Here is a 21,323-nt window from a genome sequence, read left to right on the forward strand (position 1 = left end):
CTCCGTGTGAACTAATCTGTCTATCGGGAGAACAACAGCCTACGGCCACTCGTCCTCGTGGCCGTCCATCGGCGCGGGGACGACGCCGTCCTTCTGCGCCCAGACGCGAGCGTGGTTCGGACACACTTCGCGGTTCGCGTCCCAGGGGATGTGGAGTTCGACTGCGGCCTCGTTCCCGCAGTCGTCCTCGGCACACCGAGTCATAGGAGCGCGACGGCGACCATAGTGACCAGTATCGACGCCGTCAGCAGGGCCTGGACGATGCCCGAGGCGAGCATGCCGACGGTCGTCACCAGGGCGGCCTTCGCGCTCCCGCGAGCGTCCTCCTGCCGGTAGAACTCGACGACGAACACCGTGCCGGCGACGCCCAACAGGATGCCGAGTGGTCCGGTGACGAAAAAGAGGACGAGCGCCACGACGCCAGCCAAGGCCGCCGTCCAGTTCGACGCCCCGCCGACGCGTGCGGCGACGGCCCCGCCCGCAATGTCGACGGCCCACGTCAGCAGGCCGACCAGCGTCAACAGGGCCAGTACGATCGTTCCGGGCTCGGTCATGCCGCTGGCGACCCAGTAGAGATAGACGCCGGCGAGCGAGACGAGTGCGCCGGGGACCTGCGGTGTGAGGCTACCGATGACACCGCCGACCAGCAGGGCGAACGCGAGCACGAACAGCAGCGTTTCGAGGCCGAGCAGGCTCATTGGTGTCTGTCGAGTTCCTCCTGTACCCAATCGTCGCCGTACAGACGCGTCAATCTTTCGACTATTCCGCCCAGCGTTCGCATACACTCCCGCTCAGAGACGAAATCCAGTTCCGTGGCAACAGTCGGCCACGGATGCGCTTGCAGGACTTTTCGGACAAGCAGGCGTTCCTCTCGCGGTGACAGCGCGGTCCGCTCCGCCGCGTCCGAGAGGTGTCGACGGGTGAGTTCACGGAACGGCTTCGGGTTCGTGTCGAGAACCGACGCGCCGCCGGGGACGCCCGCGACCAGTCGCCACTCCCATTCGGAGAGCGAGAGCGTCGGCTCCACGTCGGTCGCCTCGATGACGGCCCGGACCACGTCTGGGTCGCAGTCGTCGAGCGAGTCTGACAGCACCGCCGCGATGCGGTCCTGAAACCATCCACTGTGTCGGGTCGAGAGCGCCGCCCCGTCGTCGGAACAGGGGTCCAGCATCACGACGGAGTACTCGCCGCTGGTCGCGTTTCGCGAGGTGGCGAGGTGCACGGTACTGTAACCGTTGTCCGCCCAGAAGCGGACGAGTTCCGGCGTCGCACCGTAGCTGACCCCAAGCCAGTCCACTTGGTCGGCGAACTCCGTCTCGATTTCCGAGAGGAGTTCGGAGCCGAGCCCGCGGGACCGGGCCGCGGCGTGGGTCGCGATGCGGAGGACCCGCTGGCCGACCGGAATCCCGGCGGCCTCGTCCCGGAGCTGCGTCGACAGCACGTCCGGAAGCATGTTCCCGCGGACCCGCCCGCCCTCGTACATCGTGGCTCGCGTGTCCGCCGAGAGCCTGCCCTCCTGAGCCAGCAACGCGACCGCGACGACGTGGCCCTCGTGGGTCAGTGCCCGGACAGTGAGATTGGGTGCGTCGAGCAGTCGAGCCAGATCCGAGGGTTCCGTCCGGTAGTGGGCCAGCACGAGTAGGCCGAAGGTCTCCCGGAGCAGGTGTTCGTCGGCGAGCAGGTCAGCCGTCGAGAGCCGGCGGTACTCGACGGTTTCCGGCGTCGCTTCGGTGATGAGCTGGTCGACCGGCGGGCGCGCGTCCAGCAACAGCGCCCGGAACGCCCACACCTCCACGGGATCGGCGTCGCCGTACCGGATGGGCGTCGTCATCGACACGTCGGTGACCGTGTGGTCGCTTTCCGCCAGGCGGTCCCGGAACCGCACCGAGAAGCCCCGGCCCGCCCCCTCGTAGCCGTGGACGGTCGTGGTAAAGGCGACCGCCGGGGCGTCGAGGAACTGTTCGAGTCGCCGGACTGGCAGGGCCGCGGCCTCGTCGACGATGACCACGTCAGGATCGTCCGGTAACGCCGCGGCCTCGTCGGGGGACGAGTACCGCACACAGCCCGCCCCCGAAACGTCGAGCCGGTGGGGGGCCGACGCCTGATCGTGCGTGAAACCATTATCGAGGGTTCCCAGCAGATGTGCTGCCCGCGCGAACACCTCGCCGGCACTCCGGTACTGCGGTGCGGTCACCAGCACGTCCCTGCCCGCCGCGGCGAGATTGCCGGCGGCCAGCCCGGCGGCGCTGGATTTCCCTCGACCGCGGTCGGCCTCGACCACGACCGCCGTACCGTCGTCCCGCAGCCCCTCGAACGCCTGGACTGCGTCCCGCTGGTCGTCGGTGAGACACTGGGCGTAGGTCTCGGAGCGGAACCGCGCGTCGGCTGGCAGTTCCGGGTCTGGAACCGGGTGACTCGGCGGCGGATTCGTCAGACCATCCTGCTCGACAGTGCCCGTGTCGGCGTCGACGATGGCGATACCCCGGTGTGCCCGGAGCGTCTCGACGAACCGACGGCGGAAGTGGCCGGTCACGTCCTCGACGCCGAACGGCGGGACCGCGAGCGAGGCGTCGAACCCGTCCCGCTCCTCGGGCCATCGGTCCAGCGGCGGCGCGAGAATAACGTAGAGGCCGCCGCCGTCGACTGCACCGACGGTCCGCCCGACCGCGTCCGGCCGCAGTTCCTCGTGCGCATCGACGACGACGGCCGTCCGGGTCCGCCCGAGGAGGTCCCCGGCGCGGGACTGCTCGTGGTGTTCACAGTCGAGGAACGACTCCGGCCCGACGACGGTCGTCTCAGCGCTGGGGATATCCGCAGCGTCGAGGGCTGCCCTCGCTCGCGCCCGGGTTCGGTCGGGGTCGCCCGCCAGCACGAGCAGTCGCCGCTCGTTTGCGCGGCGGGCCTCGGCTCGGAGCGAGCGCGCGATGTCCATACCGGTGGTGGCGGACGAGTCAGTATGGACCTGACGGTCACGGCGCCATCGAGGTACGCTTTTACCGGATCGGGCACAGTCGCCGGTATGGCACCCCTCCAGACCCCGCTCTGTGCCAAAATCGGTATCCACCACCCAGTTGTGCAGGCACCGGTCGGAAGCGTCTCCACGCCGGCCCTGGCCGCGGCGGTCGCGGACGCGGGTGGCCTCGGGATGCTGGCGATGTCGTGGCGCGATGCCGACGCGATTCGTGATGCATACACGGAAGCCGCAACCGCGACAGACGGCGTGATCGGCGTCAACGTCGTCCTCGACGAATCGACGGGCGTGCTCTCGCCGTCGGCGTGTCTCGATGCGTGTCTGGACGCGGGCACGTCGGTTGTCTCCTTCTCCTTTGGCGACGCCGAACCGTACATCGACCGGGTCCACGAGGCCGGTGGGACGGCGATGGTAACGGTCGGAAGTGCCGCCGAGGCCGAGGCTGCCGCCGACGCCGGAGCCGATGTCGTCGTTGCACAGGGTCGGGAGGCCGGCGGCCACATCCAGAGCGACGTGACGACGATGGCACTGCTCCCGCGGGTGGCTGACGCGGTTCCAGTGCCAGTCGTCGCAGCCGGCGGTCTCGGCGACGGTCGCGGCCTCGCGGCGGCGCTGACACTTGGGGCTGACGGCGGCTGGTTCGGCACTCGGTTCGTGGCGACCACAGAATCGGGCGCGCACGAGACCTACCGGGAACGCATCGTCGATGCGCCCGAGACGGCGACGCGGTTCACCGAACTGTTCGACCGGGGCTGGCCGGACCAGCCACACCGGGTCCTCGAAACCGACGAAGTCAGACAGCAGCCCGGTGCCGATTCAGATGGGGAAACCGGCGGCAGCGATTCCGAACAGGTCGCACGGATGCCCGACGGCGAGCCGATCAGTCGGCTTGCTGATATGCCTCCGCTTGCGGACATGACCGGCGACGTCGAAGCCCTGCCCCACTACGCTGGCCAGAGCGCCGGGCTCGCACAGGACGTTCGGCCCGCCGGCGAGGTGGTTGCCCGTCTCGTCTCCGACGCGAGGGCTGCGCTGGCCGATGCGTCGGCGGCCGCGGAATAGACAGACCACCCGACAGCACCCGTGTGCCGGCCTGGCACGCGATTTCGGCTTCGAAAGCGCTTTTAGGGCCGGTGGCACAGAATGGGGTACAGCCTGCGCCGAGTTGATGATGCTCCCAGCCTTTTCAGGATACACACCATCACGGTGTGACGGGCCTCGCGGCCCGGACACGGCGGGGGAGCCTGAGCTCGCGCGCAGGAGGTGAACATACAAATGCCAGTATACGTAGATTTCGACGTTCCCGCGGACCTCGAAGACGACGCCCTTGAGGCGCTCGAGGTCGCCCGGGACACAGGCGCGGTAAAGAAGGGTACAAACGAAACGACAAAAGCCATCGAGCGCGGCTCCGCTGAGCTCGTCTTCGTCGCCGAAGACGTCCAGCCCGAGGAAATCGTCATGCACATTCCGGAGCTTGCCGACGAGAAGGGCGTTCCCTTCATCTTCGTCGAGCAGCAGGACGACCTCGGTCACGCCGCCGGGCTCGAAGTCGGCTCGGCCGCCGCAGCCGTCACCGACGCCGGTGAGGCTGACGCCGATGTCGAGGACATCGCCGACAAGGTCGAGGAGCTTCGGTGAGGTGACCTCGGATGAGCGCTGAGGAATCCGAAAGCAGCGGTTCCACGCCCGCCGAGGTTATCGAAGTCGTGGGCCGGACGGGGATGCACGGCGAGGCCATGCAGGTCAAGTGCCGCATCCGCGAAGGCGAGAACCAGGGGCGCATCATCACGCGCAACGTTCTCGGCCCGGTCCGCGAAGGTGACGTGCTCCAGCTCCGCGAGACGGCTCGCGAGGCCGACACCATCGGAGGGCAGTAACCATGCCCCGGACACGCGAATGTGACTACTGCGGCACGGACATCGAACCCGGCACGGGGACGATGTTCGTCCACAAGGACGGCGCGACCACGCACTTCTGTTCCTCGAAGTGCGAGAACAACGCCGACCTGGGCCGCGAGGCCCGCAACCTCGAATGGACCGACACCGCCCGCGGCGAGGCCGGTGAGGTCGAGGAAGCGGTCGAGGACGAAGCCGAAGAGGCGGACGCAGAACCGGCAGCTGACGCTGACGAGGCCGAAGCAGACGCCGAGGAAGCGGCTGCGGACGAGGCCGACGAGGACGCTGACGAAGACGTCGAGGACGAAGAAGCCGAGGAGGCCGAGGCCTGATGTCCGAACACGAGCGTACGTTCGTGATGGTCAAGCCTGACGGCGTCCAGCGCGGTCTCATCGGGGACATCGTCTCCCGCTTCGAGGACCGCGGCCTGAAGATGGTCGGTGGCAAGTTCATGCAGATCGACCAGGAGCTCGCCGAGGAGCACTACGGCGAGCACGAGGACAAGCCGTTCTTCGACGGACTCGTCGACTTCATCACCTCCGGACCCGTATTTGCGATGGTCTGGGAGGGCCAGGACGCGACCCGGCAGGTCCGCACCATGATGGGCGAGACCGACCCCGCCGAATCGGCTCCCGGCACCATCCGCGGTGACTACGGGCTCGACCTCGGTCGGAACGTCATCCACGGCTCCGACCACGAGGACGAGGGCGCAAACGAGCGCGAAATCGAGCTGTTCTTCGACGAGGACGAACTCGTCGACTGGGACCAGATCGACGCGCCCTGGCTGTACGAGTAACGCCAGATCGGCTGTCGCGTTTTTTCGAGCACAACCACCTTGAGGGCGGCGTCCGTACCGCTCAGTATGAGCCTGACGCTCTACCAGCTCGACGGCTGTCCGTACTGCGAGAAAGTCGCCGACCGACTGGACGAACTCGGGATCGACTACGACAGCGTCTGGGTCGAGGCGCTGCACTCAGAACGTGACGAAGTGAAGCGGGTCTCCGGCCAGCGGGGCGTCCCGGTGCTGGTCGACGACGACCGCGGCGTCACGATGGCAGAGTCCGAGCGCATCCTCGAATTTATCGAGACGACCTACGCGCCCGAAGCCCAGTCGGTGTAGAGGTAGCGGGCGGCCGCGCCGAGGCTCGCAAATAGCAATGGGAGGAAGAACATCAGAATCAGGAGCCACAGCACCGCTGGTGCGGCCTGTCCCTCGCCCCCGCCGTCGAACATAACTGTCCGGACGAACACGAAGCTCCCGATAAACCCAGTGACGACGTAGCCAAATCCGATGCCGGTTCCGACGAGCGCTGCCTCTTCGAGCAGGCTGTCTGACCGGGAATCGCCGCGGTAGCGTTCGAACAGTGCGCCGACGGTGAGCAGCGAGACGATAGGTATCAGGAAATAGACGATAGGGGGGATGCTCGCGTTCTCAACACCGTACAGGACGTTCCGCGCGGCCGAGCCGTACACCTCGGCACCTGTCGCAGTCACCAGTGTCGGCACATGATGGGCGTTGTACAGCACGAACCCGTACTGGACCAGCCGGTCCGACAGCTCCTGCAGGCCGACCTCCGGCGGGCCGACGAGAAATAGCAGCGTGACGAGCAGATACTCGACAGCCAGCGTCCCGGCGGCGACGCCGGCAGCCCGGAGCCACGGAAACGTTCGGAGGCTCTCGGCTAGCAGGTGACTCTCCGGCTGTGGCTGCTCGGCAGTGGCGGTCGGTGGCTCGTCCACCAGCGACTCGTCGACCGGTACCCCGGCCCCCTCGCCGTCCGCCTCGTCGGTCCCGTGTTCAGTCACGTCTAGCCGTATCAACTTCAATGACGGAAAAAAGGGTTCCGGTGGTCGCTACTCCGACTCGAAGTCGAGCGCCGCGCCGTTGATGCAGTACCGCTTCCCGCTCGGCTCCGGTCCGTCGTCGAATACGTGGCCCAGATGACCGCCACACTCGGCACAGACGACTTCCGTTCGCTCCATCCCGTGGCTGTTGTCTGCCTGTGTCTCGACGTTGCCTTCCTGATACACGTCCCAGAAGCTCGGCCAGCCGGTCTCCGATTCGAACTTCCTGTCGCTATCGAACAGTTCCGTCCCACAGCCGGCACAGGTGAACACGCCCTCGTCTTCTACGTCGATGAGGTCGCTGCTGAACCGCGGCTCTGTTCCGGACTCGCGGAGGATTCGGTACTCCTCGTCGGAGAGAATTTCGCGCCACTCTTCGTCGTTGTCCGGGAGTTCTCCTTTGGATTCACTCATGGGCTACCGTACGCTTTCCAGTGGTAAAAACCTAAAGCCAGGGGTGGGATTTGAACCCACGAACTCTCGATTACAAGTCGAGTGCTTGGACCACCCAAGCTCCCCTGGCGCGGTTGTATACCTGCGTTGTGTGGGGACCGTTTAGAGAGTATCGTTTTCGGTCGGCTTTTCGAGCTCGATTCGGTGTGGTGCGTAGCCGTGTGCTCGGTAGAACTGTCGGGCGGATTCGTTGTCCGCCATCACCTCCAGCGCGAGGATCTCCGCACCGGCCTCGCGAAGTAGCTCCTCCGCCGTATCGAGCAGTTCGCTACCGACTCCCTGACTCCTGTGGACCGGTTCCACGAAGATGTTCTCGATGATACCCCGCGTCTCGTCTTGTTCGTACCGGCCGCTGTCGATGGTCACCATGACGAACCCGACGATCTGCCGGTTTATACGGGCGATACGGACGTTCTCGGCGACAACGCGCTGTACGACAGTCTCCCGGACCGCGGTCCGGTTCCGGTCCCCGAACAGATGTGAGCCGTGGGTACGTTGGCTCTCCGCCAGTCGGACCCACAGGTCGACGATGGTGTCCACGTCGTCCATCGAGGCGGTGGCGATTTCCACGGTGCTACTCCGTGTCGTACGGTCAAAACAGTTCGGCTACGCCGCCGTATCCGTCCGCTGTGAGAGGTGGGACCGGCTGGCGTGGGTCAGACGTCACGACAGTCCGCACAGAGGAGTTGCCCGTTGAACGACGCCAGGTCCCGTGTAAACGTGCTACAGGCGGAACAGATACCCTGATTATCGAACGAATCCTCGGCGGCGGACTGCATCCCGTCGGTGGTGGCTTCCTGCCCGGTCGTCGCAACCGTCGAGGGTTGCTCGGCGACCTCCGTCGCCTCGCTCTCTAACCTCGCAGTCGAGAGGATGTCGTGCTCGGTCAGCGTTCCGAGAGGCTCTCCGTCGGCCGTTACCAGGAGAAATTCGGCGGACCGTGTCGCCATTCGGTCCCGGGCCGCCGGGAGTCCAGCATCGGGTCCGATTGTCGGAATGGATTCACGCATCACGTCGCCGACGGTGGCAGTCTCCGGGTTGCCACCGTCGACGATGTACGCCAGCACGTCCCTGTCCGTCGCGACGCCGACCGGTTCGTTCCCCCGTAACACGAGAATCGGATGCTGGTCCTCTCGGATCAGCAACTCCGTCGTTTCGAGGAGGTCGTCGGACTCGCTTGCGCCGACGTACTCTCTGTTCATAACCTCCCGCACAGTGACCTCACCGTTCATGTGCCTAAGTACCACACGACCGGTCTAAAAGATACCTCCACTACGTTTATATCGCGTGGTTCACAACTTACTCGGTTGTCTCGGTTTCGATGCTAACGGCCTCGCCAGTCGCCCGACAGGTCTCTAACGCGTGCTTGGCGTCCATCCCGGCCGTAGCTGCCGTCCGCCCGCGTCCGACACCGACTTTCAACTCTACGTCGACCGCGTCACGGACGTGGTTGATTGCATCGTGGTAGTCTGCCTCGTCCAGGTCCGGACAGACCGCGATGACGTTGTCACCGCCGACGAAAAACGACAACGAGTCGTGGGCTTCGCGCATATACTTCATGAGCGCCGCGTACCCCTGCTCGATCTGGATGAACGTGTCGAACTCGTTGAGCTGGTCGGTGTACTTCTCGGTGGCGTCGTCGACATCGAAATGCGCGAGTTGCACGTCTGTGGGCTTCCGGAACTCCTCGCCGATCGTCTGGCCGCGTAGCACTTCTCGCCGGCCCTTGTCCTGTGCGCTACCGGCCTCCTGTAGCTGCTCTGTCGCCGTTCCCAGCGCCGAGACGGGTGTCGTTCCCGTCGCGACCGAGAGGCTCATCGTCACCGGGTAGCGATTGCCGACGGACTCCTGAATGAGTGCGTGTGCCGCCTCGTCCAGTCCGTTCGTCACGGCGATCATGTTGTCGAACCGCGAGAAGAAGATGTAGCCGTCGCGGTTCCCGAACAACTGTGCGAGGTCAGCGTACAACCGGGACTGGAGCGTCTGCAAGTCGACTTCACGGCGGGGCTCAGGTGTCACAGTCCACGGCCCGTAGTTATCAATCTGTATATGGGTGATCTGGGTGTTGGTCACTGTCCATCGTTCGTTTAGAAGCAACGGGTATTGCTCTGTCGAAATTAACCGGCAGAGTGGACTGAAGGCCGGTCCGGCCGGTGTCGGACTCCGGACATGCGAGCCGATTCAACGGGGGTCAGTCGGCACCGCGTCGGGGCGCTGTATCTCGACGGTCCCGATCATCGAATCGTACGCGACGACGTCCGTTGCCGTTAGTTTCGGGAGGTGCTCGATGAACAGTTCCTCGGTGAGTTCGTCCCTGTCAGCGTCAGGGACTGCCGCTGGCTCGATGTCACGCTGGGCCGCCAGAACCGCCGCCGCGAGGTCTGCGACGACAACCGGTTCACCGCGGTCTGCCAGTATCGAGAGCGCGCGACGGCGAGTGTCGTCCGACAACAGATCGGCAACAACCTCCTCGGGGAGTCCCTGCTCGGTGCGGTCGCCGCTTGAAGATGTCGTCGCCATACGCGACGCTACACCGGCCTCCCACAAGTATGTGTCGTGCCCACACACTCCACACAGTCAGGCCTGTTCGAGTCTGTACGGCCACCAGTCCGCCTCGCGCAGCGCGCGCCCGAGAGATTTGTGAAAGTCCGGGAAGTCCTCGAACTCCTCCTGATCGACGTACTCGAAGATGTCCGCCACGCTGACGACCGTCTCGTAGTCGATCCGAACCGGGTGGTCCCCGTACTGTTCGACGTATTCCTCGGCAGTCAGTGGGAAGTCCTCGTCCTCGTCGACTTTCTTCGCCAGCACAGCGTGGCCGTACTTGCGCCGGCCCTCGCTTCCTTCCTCACCGTCCGGATCGTGTGGCCAATCCATACGCGATTCTCTGGACACTGGCACAAAAAGGGTTTCTCTCCCCGCCTACAGTTCGAAGCCGCTGTCGTTCCGGCTGCCACCCCGTCGGAGGAGCGCAATGACGACGCCGAACAGGAGTAACGCACCGAGAAGTCCGCCGATGACCAGCACTGTACTGATGCCCATGACCGTCGCCGGGAGCGGCCCGAGTCCGCCGTCACCGTCACCCGCGGGTTCGGTCTGGACTGCTGGCTCCGTTCCAGTCGGCTCCGTCTTCGGCTCGGCACCGCCGTTCTCGTCGGTCTGGAGTTGGCTCTCGGTTACTTTGATTTCACCGGCGTTGACGTCGTTGAAGCCGATCTGGAACGTCCCCGGCGTCGTCACGACCGTCGACAGCGTCACTGTCTGTTCGGTGTCTGCCGGCACAGTCACCGAGGTCTGGTTGACGACCTCGTCGTCTACCCGCATCTGCGCGTCGTACGTGCCTGGGGCACTGCCGGCGTTTTCGACAGTTCCTCTGACGCTGACCCGATATCCGTCTGTCGCCTGTTCGCTGACGACTGACGTTCGCGTGACGGAGAACGACGGCTCAATTTTCCCGATGGCGTAGGCCGTCGCCCCTACGGTATCCGCCTCGTAAACAATACGGTCGGGCTGCTCCGTGGCGACGGTCGTTTCGGCGGCTTTCCAGGATCCGTTGACGCGATGATACACGCGGACATCCTGTGGTGTTATTCCGGCTGACTGGAGTGTTGAGCGGTCCAGCGCGAACTGCATCGACGACGGCTCGACGCCGTCCGACGACCCGACAGTCACCACACCGAACACCGATGCGTCGTCACCGGACGGTACCGCAAGGTCTGCCGCGCTGGGATCAGTGTACTCGGTCACGTCCTGCGTGAATGCCTGCCGTGATGCGTTGACCGTCCAGGACTGGACGGCAAAGGATCGGTTCGTTTGTTCCGATACGTTCAGTTCGTAGGGTTCGTTCGTCGGGACTGTCCCACCGCGTATCTTGAGCTGCCGCGTAGTCGAGTCCGTACGCGTTGTCTCGACTAGTGCCGGCTTAACCTTGACTCGACCAGCTGATTTCCCTGGGCTTTTGACTTTTATTCTGTACGTTCCAGGGGTATCAAACTCCAGTGCCTGCGTCCGCTCGACCGACGAGTCGGCGTCGACGACCACTCGATCGGTTGCTCTGGTTGTGCCGTTTACTACGTACTCAATGCTCAACGCGCCGCCCGAGCTGCCGGTGTTCTGGACCGTTGCCGTGACGTTTACCGATTCACCGGCCAGTATCGTGTTCGCGTCTTTCGACGCGCCGGACACGAACAGACTCGGTTCAGCAACAGCGGGGCCCGCTACCGTGGCTGCGAGGAGGAGAGAGACGACACAGACGATTAGGAGACCCGGAAGATGCTGCTTTGGGGACCTATCTTCACGTACCATTACGCAAATATAATCCAGACCATCGACATAAAACCGCCCGATTGCTTCGATTCGGTAAACTGTGCCTACACATCGGAAGGCAGCGAATTCTGTCCACCTCTTCTGTAGGCTCTCGGACTGGACCGAACGTTGCTGTAGTTGCATTCGAACCAGAGCAAGACGGTCGCACTCACTGTGTGCGCTGCGACTCGTCGGCTTCAAATCTCAGCTGGTGTACTTGCCACTCACGGTTTGTTCGTGGCAAAATACGGTGGGACTGGGATTTGAACCCAGGAATCCGTGAGGATACCTGCTTTCAAGGCAGGCGCAATAGGCCGCTCTGCCATCCCACCGCAGTCGGGCATACTGCGTGGGCCTTCTAAGACCTGTCGGTCTCTCGGACCACGGTCGGCTCGCCCTCGTCGTCGACAACACGGATTCCGAGGTCATCGAGGAACGTCATCGTCCGTTCCGGTACGACCCGACCAGCTCGGTTCCGGGCGCGTAGCAGCGGAACCATCGTTTTGAGATCCGATTGCGTTTCGAGGACCGGCGTCGACGGGAGAAAGTCCACGTCGAGGCCGGCATCCGCGGCGCGCTCGCCGATGGTTTCGACCGCTGGGGTGGCGTAGCTGTCCTCGAAATCTATCGGCTCGCCGAAACCCGCGTAGTAGACACGGCCGCCCTCAGCAGGGCCGAGTACCACGCCGCTGGATCGGAGTTTCATCGCCGCGCTGTCGATGAGTTGGCGGTTCAACAGTGCCGCTGTCGGTTCGACGGCGGCGACGGTTGCGACGTCTTCCCGGTCGAGGAGGTGTGTGACAGTGTTCCCGACCCGACCGGCGAACGTCGAGCCGACCTGTACCTCGAACCGGGCGTTGCCTGGCGATTCGAGGGCCTCTGTCACTGGCTCTCGCACCGCAGTCTCGGGGTCTACGCCGTCTGGGACCTGCTCCGAGGGACGGTAGTTCACCAACAGTTCGGCCCCGCTGATCTCCACCGCACGACAGACGTCAAGCAGCATTGCCTCGTACAGTCCAGCCGCCTCGGCGTCGTCCAAGAGGTCGCCCGCCAGGTCCTGTAACACGACCCCTTCGACTGGCGGATCAGCCAGTACAGTTACCGTAGTCATACTGTCTTCTCGGCCCGACTGTGATTAGTCGCTTGTGTTCCGACGCAGCTACAGAACAATTATAAGATGTGAGCAGTATTTGATAACTAAGAGAAACTATATGGAGCAATCCCAGACCTACAGATGTGACGGATGTGGGTCGGAGTACCGGGTTCTCGGGGAGCCACGACCCAAGATCGTATGCCGCGACTGCGAACGCGAAGCCACGTTGTCCGGGACTGCGGCGGCACAGCGGGCGTACCATATCGGCTACACGCGGTATCGCGAAGCGCGCCGGCAGCTATCCGACGCGCTGGCGACCGTCGAAGACGGGGAGATGGCGCTCGCTCGCGGTGGGTTCGACAGTGCCGCGTCGGACTTCGAGGAAAGCGTCGAGGAGTTCACGACGACTGTTCGCGAAGCGGACGACGACTCGCTGACCGAGTTAGCGGAACGGGCGCGCAAGAAAGCGACCTGTCTCTGGCAGGCCGCCGAGTGGCTCAGCGGCATGACTTACGCCAGCGAACAGGGTGAATCGACACAGGCGAGCCAGTACCGCCACGACGCCGAAAACCGGCTACAGGCAGCGACGGAGTACGGGACAGTGTCGAGCCCGGAAGAGTTGCTCCAGACCACTGAGAGCGAGGTCAAGTCTGATACCTGACTACCGTCCGCGCCGGCCCTTTGTCTGCCGGTAATCCTGTCCGAGCGTCTCGCTGAAGTGTTCCAGAAACGCTGTCCGTTCCTCGTCGGTCTGTTCACTCGGCGGAATCATCGGGAGGATCTCGAACCCGCGGCCGCGGATCGTCGTCGCGTGCCGGTCCTCGATATCGAGTTCGTCTTCGCTCATCGTCGTGTACTCGAAGGCCAACTCTTCGAGCGGGCGCTGTCCGACCGGCAGCAGGATTTCGGGGTTTATCATCCGTATCTCGCTGTTGAGATACGGCTCGCAGTTGACGACCTCCTCGTCGGTCGCCGCCCTGTCGGGATGGCGACAGCGGGTCACGTACGTCAGGAAGGTGTTCTGTAGCTGCGGCCTGTCGGCGTTCGGGTCCGAGCACATGTCGACCGCGGCGAGGATGTCGAGCAGTTCGCGCTCTTGCTCGCCGGTAAAGGGGATACCGGACTCGTCAGCGCCGACTGCGGGCGAGTCACCGAGGACGATGAACTCGGCGCCCACGTCGCCGTAGCCGTGGACGACGTTCTCGCGCGTCTCACACAGCGCGGGGCAGTTCTGGCACGCCTCGTCCATCCCGAACGGGTTCGACTTGGACTCCTGTTGTGCGTCCATCTTACTCGTCGTCGATGGTTTTCGCGTGGGTGTCCGCGTCCTCGGGGTCGTTCTGCGGGCTGGACGGGTGGTAGTCGGTGTCGTACTCGCCCGGGCGGTCGTCGAGCCGGTCGGGGTTGATGCGGCCGCCGAGCAGCATGAAGTCGAGGACCGTACAGGCCAGCATGGCCTCGACTACTGGGACCGCCCGCGGCGGCAGGACCGGATCGTGGCGACCGGTGACGGTAATTTCCTTGCCTTCGCCCGTCTCCCAGTCGACCGTCTTCTGGGACTTGGGAATCGACACCGGCGCGTGCCACGACACTTCACCGTAGATAGGCTGGCCGGTCGTGATGCCGCCCTGGATGCCGCCGTGGTCGTTGCCCACCGGCGTCGGGTGGCCGTCCTCACTAAACTCCCAGTTCTCCGTGTACTCACTGCCCTTGGTCGTCCGGGCTTCACGGCCGATGCCGTACTCGAAGTCGTTGACCGCCGGAATCGAGTACATTGCCTGGCCGAGGCGGGACGGGAAGCTATCGAACCGTGGCGCGCCGAGGCCGGACGGGACGCCGCGACATTCGAAGTAAATCGCGCCGCCGATGGAGTCGCCCTCCTTCTGGTGCTTGTCGGCCAGGTCGCGCATCTCCTCGGCCGCGTCGGGGTCGGCACAGCGGACTTCGTTTTCCTCGCTGTGTTCGAGCATGTCCTCGAAGGTGACCGGCCCCGATTCGACATCACCGATCTGACAGACGTGGGCCTTGATCTGGACGTCGTAGTCGGACTGTTCGAGGACCTGCTTGGCGACGCCGCCGGCGGCGACCCAGTTGACCGTCTCGCGAGCGGAGGAGCGGCCGCCGCCGCCCCAGTTCCGGGTCCCGAACTTCGCGGAGTAGGTGTAGTCGCCGTGGGACGGCCGCGGAGCCGTGATGAACGGCTCGTACTTGCCCGAGCGGGCGTCCTTGTTCTGGATGACCATCCCGATGGGCGTGCCCGTCGTGTAGCCGTCCTGAATCCCGGAGTTGATCGTCACCTTATCCGGTTCGCCCCGGGAGGTGGTGATCATCGACTGGCCGGGCTTGCGCCGGTCGAGGTCTTTCTGTATCTCTTCCTCTGAGAGTTCGACACCCGCCGGGACGCCGGAGACGGTACAGCCCATCGCCTCCCCGTGGGACTCGCCGTAGGTCGTCATGCGGAACAGACGACCGAACTCGTTGCCGTTCATTACAGTGGTGTCGGGGTTGGGGGCATTTGAACCTTGTAGATGTGGCCGGTGCTTGTCCCGCTATAGGCGACGATAGCGTCGGTATCCCCGCTATCTACCGCTCGACGGCCGCGCCGAGCGAATCGAGTACGTCGAAGAAGTCCGGGAAGGACACGTCGACGTGTTCCGCCCCGGTCACTGTCGTCTCGCCGTCGGCGACGAGGCCGGCGACGGCCAGCGACATGATGATACGGTGGTCCGCGCGACCTTCGACGGTCGTGCCGACGAGGTCGCTGTCAGCGCCGTAGACGAACAGTTCGTCTTGGTGCTCCTCGACCTCTGCGCCCATCTTCGTGAGTTCCTCGGCCATCGCGCTCACGCGGTCGGTCTCTTTGTACCGGACGTGCTCGGCGTCGGTGATCCGGGTGACGCCGTCGGCGGCGGCCCCCAGCGTCGCGATGGTCGGCAGGAGGTCAGGCGTGTCTTCGACACCGACCTCGATACCAGTCAGATCTGACTGTGAGACGGTGATTTCGCCCTTGTCCTCGTCCCAGTCGAGGTCGGCTCCCATCCGGTCAAGGATGTCGACGATGGCGGCGTCGCCCTGAGCGCTGGGGAACGCCGACGTGACGCGCAGGCCGTCCTCGGCGGCGAGTGCGCCGGCCGCGAGCAGGTAGCTCATCGACGAGAAGTCCCCGGGGACGTTGTAGTCGCCGCCCGCTGGCGTGTAGGACTGACCGCCCTCGACGGTGAACCCGTTATCTGTCTTCTCGGCGTCGACGCCGAAGTCCGCCAGCACCTCAAGCGTGATGTCGACGTACGGCGACGATTTCAGCTCGGTCGTCAGATCGATGTCGACGCCGTCCGGCGAGACAGCGCCGGCCATCAGCAACGCAGTGATGTACTGCGAGGACACGTCGCCGGGGATCTCGACCGCACCGCCGTCGACGCCGCCGCCGACGACCAGCGGGGCCTGGCCGTTCCGGCGAGTCGATTCGGCGTCGCCGTTCAGTTGTCCGATGGCATCGAGCAGCGGCCCCTGGGGGCGCGACCGGAGTGAGCCGTCGCCAGTTAGCACCGCGAGATTGTCCTGCAGCGCGGCTGTGGCGGTGACCAGCCGCATCGTCGTCCCGCTGTTGGCACAGTCGATAACGTCGTCCGGCGTCCCCGGCCGGCCGTCGAAGCCCGTGACTTCGACCGTCGATTCGTCTTCAGCGAGCGAGACGCTGCCGCCGTAGGCCTCGACGGCGCGCATCGTGGCTTTCGTGTCTGCGCTCACGAGCGGGTCGTGGACGACCGCGCCGTCGGCGTAGCCCGCGGCCAGCACCGCCCGGTGCGTGTAGCTCTTCGACGGCGGCGCTTGCGCCGTCCCCTCGACCGTCGATTCGGCAATCGTGATGTCCATGCCCGGTCGGTAGCGGGCGTTCGACAAGAGGCTACCGCTCTCTCACCCCACCGATGGCGGGAGCAACGACCTTGTGGCTGGCAGCGGTACCACCGCTATGGTCCCAGCGATGGACGGCGCGACCGCTGTCGTCACGGGTGCGAGTAAAGGTATCGGCGAGCAGATAGCCCACGCGGTAGCGGGTGCGGGCGCACATACAGTCATCTGTGCTCGCGACGCGGAGGCCCTCGAACGTGTCGAAGCCGATATACGGGATGCAGGCGGCTCCGTGACCGCGATTCGGACGGACGTGCGCGACGAGTACGACGTAGAACGACTGGTCGAAACTGCGACGCGGGAGGGGAACGGTGCGATACAGTACGTCGTCGCCAACGCCGGCGTCTACCACGGGATCGCCGGCGAGACACCGCTCACCGAGGAATCCTACGCCGCATTCGACGACCACCTCCGGACGAACGCTCGGGGCGTGTTCTCGACGATCCGCGAAGCCGTCCCACACCTCGGTCCGGACGCCCGCATCGTCGTCCCGACGGGCGTCGTCGCCCGCGAAGGGATGCCCGGCTACGGCTCCTACGCCGTCTCGAAGGCCGCCGCGGAGGCTGTCGCCCGCGGGTTCGCCGCCGACCTCGACGTCCCGGTCGGTGCAGTCGACCCCGGACAGGTCGCGACGGACCTCTCCGGCGACGGCGGACGCGACCCGGAATCCGTCGCTGAAATGGTCCTCTGGGCGCTCCGGGACGCTGACCCGTCGGCACTGGACGGCGGCGTCATCGACTGGGGCGACTATCGGTCGGCGACGCGGTAACCGCCACCGATGGGTTTATTAGCAACAGCCCAGTGATTGTAGATAATGTCTATTAACTCGAACTCAATTTTTAATAACGCTGGCCGAATCTCCACCGCCGGCATCGCGAGTGTCGTCGGCCTGGTGATCCTGTCCGGCGTCGCAGTCACCGGCGGGGCGAGTAAGGTCCTGGTCATCTCCTGGGTCGCGTTCGTGGCAATGGCACTGGGCGCGTGGCTCGGGGCGCGGGCCGATGAAACGAACCCCTACCGACTGGTCTGGGGCTACGGGCTCGCGAGCGGGGCGATGGTCACGTCGGCGGCCATGTTCCTCGTCCCGCAGGCGATGGGACTGGGCGGCCAGGCCGGGGCAGCGCGTATCGGCGGCGTCGGCATCGCCGCCGGACTGGTCACCGGCTACGGCACCCACACTATCGGCCACCGGCTGACCCACGTCGAGACTGCCTTCGACATGACGACGCTTGCCATCGCCGCCCACGCCCTCTCGGCCGGCCTGGTCATCGGGCTGGTCTACGCCTCGATGCCCGAACTGGGTATCCTGCTCGGCCTCGCTATCGTCTCACACAAAGGGCCGGCCGGCTACGCCGCCGCCCGGCGGCTCGGACGTAGCGGCAAGTCCGCGACTGCCCTGTTGCTCCCCGCGGCCGGCGTCGGCCTGACGGCGATCCCGTCCGCGCTCCTTCCGGTCCCGGAGTCCGCCCTTCTCAACGCAGTTATCTTCGGGTTCGCCGCCGGTATCTTCCTCCACGTCGCGATGGACTTCCTGCCGAACTGCGAGGCCGGCAGCGAGATCGACGAGGTCTGTGAACTCCACGACCACTCCCACGACCTGCTCGACGAACTCCGAACGCACGCCGTCGGGTCGACGGTGGTCGGCGCTGCTGTCATCGTGCTGGCCTGGGTCGCTATCTGAACGCGCGTCCGTCGTCACCGGACGGGCACAGTCACAGTGATTCTCGTCCCGTCGGTATCGGCCTGGATATCCATATCGCCACCGACGTAGCTGATGAGCCAGTACGCGAACCACAGCCCCAGCCCGGACCCGTGTTCGAGCGGCTTCTCTTCCGCCGCCTCGATGACCCGCCGCTCTTGGTCCGGGACCCCCGGCCCGTTGTCCGCAATCGTCACTGTCGCTGTCGAGTCGTGGCGCTCCGTCCGGACGGTGACCCGCGGTACCGATGCGTCCGAGTGCTTGATACCGTTCTCGATGAGTTCCTGCAACGCCGGAATGACCTTCGCGTCTATCGTCGGCGACGGGACGGAGTCGCTCTCGACGACGAACTCGGCGTCGGGGTGCGCTGCGGCCAGCCCGTCCGTGATGTCACTGAGGGCGTCTTCGAGTTCGCGCTCGACATCGTCGGTAAGCGAGTCCGCGAGCAGTTCCTGTACGTGGTGCGCTTTCTCACTGATGTCGAGCAGGGACTGCACGTTCGCTTTGATCGTCTCAAGGTGGTCGAGCGCGTCGTCGTCGTCGACTAACTCTGACAGGATATCCGCACGTCCGCTGATGGTCGTTCCGTTGTTCCGGAGATTGTGCCGGAGAATCCGATGGAACACGGTGAGCTGTTGCTCGCGTAGTCGGCGACCGGTAATTTCGTCCTGCATCCCGACGAACCCCTGGATCGTCCCGTCCGCGTCCTGAATCGGGGCGATGGTCTGGTTGATGATGAACCGCTCGCCGGACTTGCGCTCGTTTACGATCTCGCTCGTCCAGACCTCGCCGCGACAGATCGTGTCCCAGAGCCGTTCGTAGAACTGTTCGCCCTGTTCACCGGACTTGAGTATCCGCGGTGTCCGGCCAATCGCCTCTTCGGCGCTAAACCCGGTGAGTTCCTCGAACGCCGGATTAACGTATTCGATGACACCGTAGGTGTTCGTTATCAGAATCGCGTGGCCCGCGTGCTCCACGGCGTTCCTGAACCGCCGGAGTTCGCTGTTTTGTTCTCTGAGGTCCGCAACGAGGTCCTCAGTGTGGCTGCGCCGGGCGAGGAGGTTCGTGATGGTTCGAAAGAGCGCCTGCGTGTCCAGCGGCGCTGTCATGATATCATCGACGACGAGTGGCTGCTCGGCCGCGTCGATATCGGGCAGGTCAATCCTGACTGGCGTCTCCTCACGACGGACCAGAATCACGGGGCAAAACACCGGATCTGCCCGGTGTTTGTACCGCTCTATCGACTCTCTGTACTTCGGAAACGACGACTCGTCGACGATGTGGAGGTCGACTTCCCGGAACTCGTCGTCCGTGATCGGCGTGTGGTGTTCGGCGACGACGGAGGCGAGTGCCTCCCGGTTGCCGTCGCCGGCCAGCAGTAATTGGACGTCGGCCATCGGTGGTTAGCGAGTGGGCGACCGCCCGCTGCTATCTCCATGCTGTTCAGGGACGCCCTCGAACACGCCGTGCATCCCCGAGACGGGGTCGCCGACCTGTAGGCCGTCGGCGGTTATCTCGAACCGCCGAGGGACCGTCTCGAACCCGCCGACGCGCTTTTTCAGCGCACCGATGACGCGCTGGAGTTCTCCCTCGACCTCGATGTAGTTCTCGAAGACGATGTTGTCCGCGAGGTAGCTGACGTTCTCGCTCGTCGGCTCGTGCAGGCCCGTCACGTCTCTGCGCTGGTCGATCAGGACGACGGCGACGTTCCCGCGCGTGAGCTGCTGTGTCAGGGCGTGGAGCCGCCGACGCAGTTCCACGTCGTCTTGCCCGTGTTTGATCGCGTTCTTGTAGCCCGCGATGCCGTCGATGACGACGAGTTCGGCCCCGCGCTCCGCGGCCTGGGTCTTCACGCGGTTCGCGAACTCCTCGGGGGACAGCGCCAGCGACTCGACCTCCTCGATGTGGAGTGTCCCCTCGTCACGCAACTGCGAGAGCGGCATCCCGAACGTCTCACAGCGGTAGGTGAACGTCTCGATGGATTCGTCGAACAGGTAGGCGAGCGCCGGGGACCCGTCTGCCGCTGCGGAGGCCAGGAACTCAGTCGCCGTCGTCGACTTGCCGACGCCGGACGGACCACTGAGAATCGTCACTGTCCCGCGTTCGAGTCCGCCATCGAGGAGCGAGTCCAGTCCCGGAACCCCGGCGGAGAACTGCGTTGGGTCGAACGACCGCGTCCGCTGTTCCGGTTCGAGCGCCGGATACACTTCGACACCGGACTCGCGGATTTCCATCCCGTGTGAGCCGTCCTGTTGGCCGATGCCGCGATGCTTGCGCAGTCGAATACGCCGACCCGCCTTCTCGTCGCCGTAACTGAGCGAGATGATGCCGTCGCTGAGCGACCTGAGTTGGCTGTCCATCTGATTGCTCGGCGTCTTGGTCGCCAGCACGGTCGTCTCCCTGTCTTGCAAAAAGCGCGCGAAGGAGATGATGCGCTTGCGAAACTGGTACTCGGTCGGTTCGAGATACTGGAAGTGTGTGATCGGATCGATGAGGACGCGGTCCGGGTCCACCCGCTCGATTGTCTCGCGGATATCCGAAATCAGGTGGCCGTCCTCGACGTCTCGGGGCTTGACCACGTCGTACGACTCGGCCTCCATGAAAAACTCCGAATCGGGGCCGACATCCAGAAACGTCGCGTCGGCGATATCGATGCCGAGTTCGGCAGTGTTCGCCAGCAAATCGGCAGCCGATTCTTCGGCGTGAATAAACAGCACGTCGTCGCCCGCTTCGAGCCCTGCTTCGAGAAACTGCGTGCCAAGCAGTGTTTTTCCGGTTCCGGGCGGCCCGATAACGAGATACAGCCGCCCTTCCACAAGCCCGCCTCTGAGAAGCGAATCAAGACCGGAGATACCGCTGGAAAGGCGCGTGAACTGCCGCGAAGGAGAGGGCATAGAGAGAGTATCGGATGGCGGGTAATAAGCATCTCGCGAGAACACGGGCGTGACAACCGAAGACAGTCCACGAAACACCGATTCGCGTCTCCTCGCTCTTTCGACTAACGTGGGCGAAAAAGCGACCCCTCGCGCCGCTCGTGGTCGTCCTACTCCTCGTCGAGCAACTGCTCGGCCAGAATCGGGACAAACGTCCGCAATCCACCTTTTTTACCGCCGGGTGTGCTCCCAGTGGTCGCACACCACTCGGTAAAAAACG

General features: G+C 64.7%; 26 protein-coding genes and 2 tRNA genes. 9 read left to right on the plus strand and 19 right to left on the minus strand.

Annotated features, from left to right (window positions below):
• Positions 1-39 precede the first annotated feature (39 nt).
• The 3 genes from VI340_RS03355 to tmcA are packed head-to-tail and all read right to left on the minus strand — an operon-like array spanning position 40 to position 2,932.
• Entirely contained in the window at positions 40-204 is a 165-nt protein-coding gene (locus VI340_RS03355) for a hypothetical protein (protein ID WP_008310325.1), read from the minus strand.
• Complete coding sequence (locus VI340_RS03360) at positions 201-698, minus strand: DUF456 domain-containing protein (RefSeq protein ID WP_008310323.1); 498 nt, start codon at positions 696-698, stop codon at positions 201-203. The genes VI340_RS03355 and VI340_RS03360 overlap by 4 nt, the downstream gene beginning before the upstream one ends.
• Positions 695-2,932 carry a tRNA(Met) cytidine acetyltransferase TmcA gene (gene tmcA, locus VI340_RS03365; RefSeq protein ID WP_336357787.1) on the minus strand — a complete coding sequence of 746 codons (2,238 nt, stop codon included), beginning with the start codon at positions 2,930-2,932 and terminating at the stop codon, positions 695-697. The genes VI340_RS03360 and tmcA overlap by 4 nt, the downstream gene beginning before the upstream one ends.
• A gap of 87 nt (positions 2,933-3,019) precedes the next feature.
• Here tmcA and VI340_RS03370 point away from each other — a divergent pair, with 87 nt between their 5' ends.
• The 6 genes from VI340_RS03370 (at position 3,020) to VI340_RS03395 (ending at position 5,986) form a co-directional block, all read left to right on the plus strand.
• Complete coding sequence (locus VI340_RS03370; RefSeq protein WP_336357788.1) at positions 3,020-4,033, plus strand: NAD(P)H-dependent flavin oxidoreductase; 1,014 nt, start codon at positions 3,020-3,022, stop codon at positions 4,031-4,033.
• Positions 4,034-4,246: 213 nt separating this feature from the next.
• Positions 4,247-4,609, plus strand: coding sequence for a 50S ribosomal protein L7Ae (gene rpl7ae, locus VI340_RS03375; RefSeq protein WP_004516765.1), 363 nt, complete (start codon positions 4,247-4,249; stop codon positions 4,607-4,609).
• A gap of 11 nt (positions 4,610-4,620) precedes the next feature.
• Positions 4,621-4,848, plus strand: a complete 228-nt coding sequence (locus VI340_RS03380) for a 30S ribosomal protein S28e (protein ID WP_004516764.1) — start codon at positions 4,621-4,623, stop codon at positions 4,846-4,848.
• Positions 4,849-4,850: 2 nt separating this feature from the next.
• Positions 4,851-5,198 (plus strand): 50S ribosomal protein L24e, encoded by a 348-nt coding sequence (locus VI340_RS03385; protein WP_336357789.1) that lies wholly within the window; start codon positions 4,851-4,853, stop codon positions 5,196-5,198.
• Positions 5,198-5,662: a nucleoside-diphosphate kinase gene (gene ndk, locus VI340_RS03390; protein ID WP_008310318.1), complete on the plus strand. Its 465-nt coding sequence runs from the start codon at positions 5,198-5,200 to the stop codon at positions 5,660-5,662. The genes VI340_RS03385 and ndk overlap by 1 nt, the downstream gene beginning before the upstream one ends.
• Before the next feature lie 66 nt (positions 5,663-5,728).
• Complete coding sequence (locus tag VI340_RS03395; RefSeq protein WP_008310315.1) at positions 5,729-5,986, plus strand: glutaredoxin family protein; 258 nt, start codon at positions 5,729-5,731, stop codon at positions 5,984-5,986.
• Here VI340_RS03395 and VI340_RS03400 read toward each other — a convergent pair.
• The 11 genes from VI340_RS03400 to VI340_RS03450 all read right to left on the minus strand — a co-directional run bounded on the left by VI340_RS03400 (position 5,959) and on the right by VI340_RS03450 (position 12,580).
• Positions 5,959-6,672: a hypothetical protein gene (locus tag VI340_RS03400; protein ID WP_008310313.1), complete on the minus strand. Its 714-nt coding sequence runs from the start codon at positions 6,670-6,672 to the stop codon at positions 5,959-5,961. The genes VI340_RS03395 and VI340_RS03400 overlap by 28 nt on opposite strands.
• A gap of 48 nt (positions 6,673-6,720) precedes the next feature.
• Positions 6,721-7,125 (minus strand): peptide-methionine (R)-S-oxide reductase MsrB, encoded by a 405-nt coding sequence (msrB, locus tag VI340_RS03405; protein WP_008310311.1) that lies wholly within the window; start codon positions 7,123-7,125, stop codon positions 6,721-6,723.
• Between the two features lie 35 nt (positions 7,126-7,160).
• Positions 7,161-7,234 (minus strand) — tRNA-Thr (locus VI340_RS03410).
• 32 nt (positions 7,235-7,266) lie between these two features.
• The gene (locus tag VI340_RS03415) at positions 7,267-7,734 is read right to left on the minus strand and encodes a GNAT family N-acetyltransferase (RefSeq protein WP_008310309.1); all 468 of its coding nucleotides are present in this window, start codon (positions 7,732-7,734) and stop codon (positions 7,267-7,269) included.
• Positions 7,735-7,820: 86 nt separating this feature from the next.
• Complete coding sequence (locus tag VI340_RS03420; protein WP_336357790.1) at positions 7,821-8,396, minus strand: CBS domain-containing protein; 576 nt, start codon at positions 8,394-8,396, stop codon at positions 7,821-7,823.
• A gap of 67 nt (positions 8,397-8,463) precedes the next feature.
• The gene (locus tag VI340_RS03425; protein ID WP_049942942.1) at positions 8,464-9,237 is read right to left on the minus strand and encodes a GTP cyclohydrolase III; all 774 of its coding nucleotides are present in this window, start codon (positions 9,235-9,237) and stop codon (positions 8,464-8,466) included.
• Between the two features lie 108 nt (positions 9,238-9,345).
• Entirely contained in the window at positions 9,346-9,684 is a 339-nt protein-coding gene (locus VI340_RS03430; RefSeq protein WP_008310303.1) for a DUF7344 domain-containing protein, read from the minus strand.
• Between the two features lie 57 nt (positions 9,685-9,741).
• Positions 9,742-10,041 carry a DUF5785 family protein gene (locus tag VI340_RS03435; protein ID WP_004593490.1) on the minus strand — a complete coding sequence of 100 codons (300 nt, stop codon included), beginning with the start codon at positions 10,039-10,041 and terminating at the stop codon, positions 9,742-9,744.
• Positions 10,042-10,086: 45 nt separating this feature from the next.
• Positions 10,087-11,349 carry a PGF-pre-PGF domain-containing protein gene (locus VI340_RS03440; protein ID WP_336329921.1) on the minus strand — a complete coding sequence of 421 codons (1,263 nt, stop codon included), beginning with the start codon at positions 11,347-11,349 and terminating at the stop codon, positions 10,087-10,089.
• Positions 11,350-11,717: 368 nt separating this feature from the next.
• Positions 11,718-11,801: transfer RNA gene (locus VI340_RS03445), tRNA-Ser, on the minus strand.
• Positions 11,802-11,827: 26 nt separating this feature from the next.
• Positions 11,828-12,580: a hypothetical protein gene (locus VI340_RS03450; protein WP_008310297.1), complete on the minus strand. Its 753-nt coding sequence runs from the start codon at positions 12,578-12,580 to the stop codon at positions 11,828-11,830.
• A gap of 100 nt (positions 12,581-12,680) precedes the next feature.
• On the opposite strand from VI340_RS03450, the gene VI340_RS03455 reads away from it, so the two are divergent.
• The gene (locus VI340_RS03455; RefSeq protein WP_008310295.1) at positions 12,681-13,223 is read left to right on the plus strand and encodes a hypothetical protein; all 543 of its coding nucleotides are present in this window, start codon (positions 12,681-12,683) and stop codon (positions 13,221-13,223) included.
• On the opposite strand, the gene VI340_RS03460 is transcribed toward VI340_RS03455, so the two are convergent.
• The 3 genes from VI340_RS03460 to aroA form a co-directional block, all read right to left on the minus strand.
• Positions 13,224-13,850, minus strand: coding sequence for a uracil-DNA glycosylase (locus VI340_RS03460; RefSeq protein ID WP_008310294.1), 627 nt, complete (start codon positions 13,848-13,850; stop codon positions 13,224-13,226). It abuts the gene before it with no gap.
• A 1-nt stretch (position 13,851) separates the two neighbouring features.
• Entirely contained in the window at positions 13,852-15,051 is a 1,200-nt protein-coding gene (aroC, locus tag VI340_RS03465) for a chorismate synthase (RefSeq protein ID WP_008310293.1), read from the minus strand.
• 94 nt (positions 15,052-15,145) lie between these two features.
• A complete protein-coding gene (aroA, locus tag VI340_RS03470; RefSeq protein ID WP_008310292.1) occupies positions 15,146-16,435 on the minus strand; it encodes a 3-phosphoshikimate 1-carboxyvinyltransferase in 1,290 nt (429 codons plus the stop codon).
• A 97-nt stretch (positions 16,436-16,532) separates the two neighbouring features.
• Here aroA and VI340_RS03475 point away from each other — a divergent pair, with 97 nt between their 5' ends.
• Both VI340_RS03475 and VI340_RS03480 read left to right on the plus strand, forming a co-directional pair.
• Positions 16,533-17,240, plus strand: coding sequence for an SDR family NAD(P)-dependent oxidoreductase (locus tag VI340_RS03475; protein WP_336357791.1), 708 nt, complete (start codon positions 16,533-16,535; stop codon positions 17,238-17,240).
• A 45-nt stretch (positions 17,241-17,285) separates the two neighbouring features.
• Entirely contained in the window at positions 17,286-18,152 is an 867-nt protein-coding gene (locus VI340_RS03480; RefSeq protein ID WP_008310290.1) for a ZIP family metal transporter, read from the plus strand.
• 14 nt (positions 18,153-18,166) lie between these two features.
• Here the strand turns inward: VI340_RS03480 and VI340_RS03485 are convergent, their stop codons facing one another.
• The gene (locus tag VI340_RS03485; protein WP_336357792.1) at positions 18,167-19,567 is read right to left on the minus strand and encodes a PAS domain S-box protein; all 1,401 of its coding nucleotides are present in this window, start codon (positions 19,565-19,567) and stop codon (positions 18,167-18,169) included.
• Positions 19,568-19,573: 6 nt separating this feature from the next.
• Positions 19,574-21,064: an ATPase domain-containing protein gene (locus tag VI340_RS03490; protein WP_336357793.1), complete on the minus strand. Its 1,491-nt coding sequence runs from the start codon at positions 21,062-21,064 to the stop codon at positions 19,574-19,576.
• Positions 21,065-21,323: the final 259 nt, after the last annotated feature.

Origin of the sequence: Haloarcula sp. CGMCC 1.6347 (assembly GCF_037078395.1) — an archaeon.
In the GTDB taxonomy this organism is placed as follows: Archaea; Halobacteriota; Halobacteria; order Halobacteriales; family Haloarculaceae; genus Haloarcula; species Haloarcula amylolytica.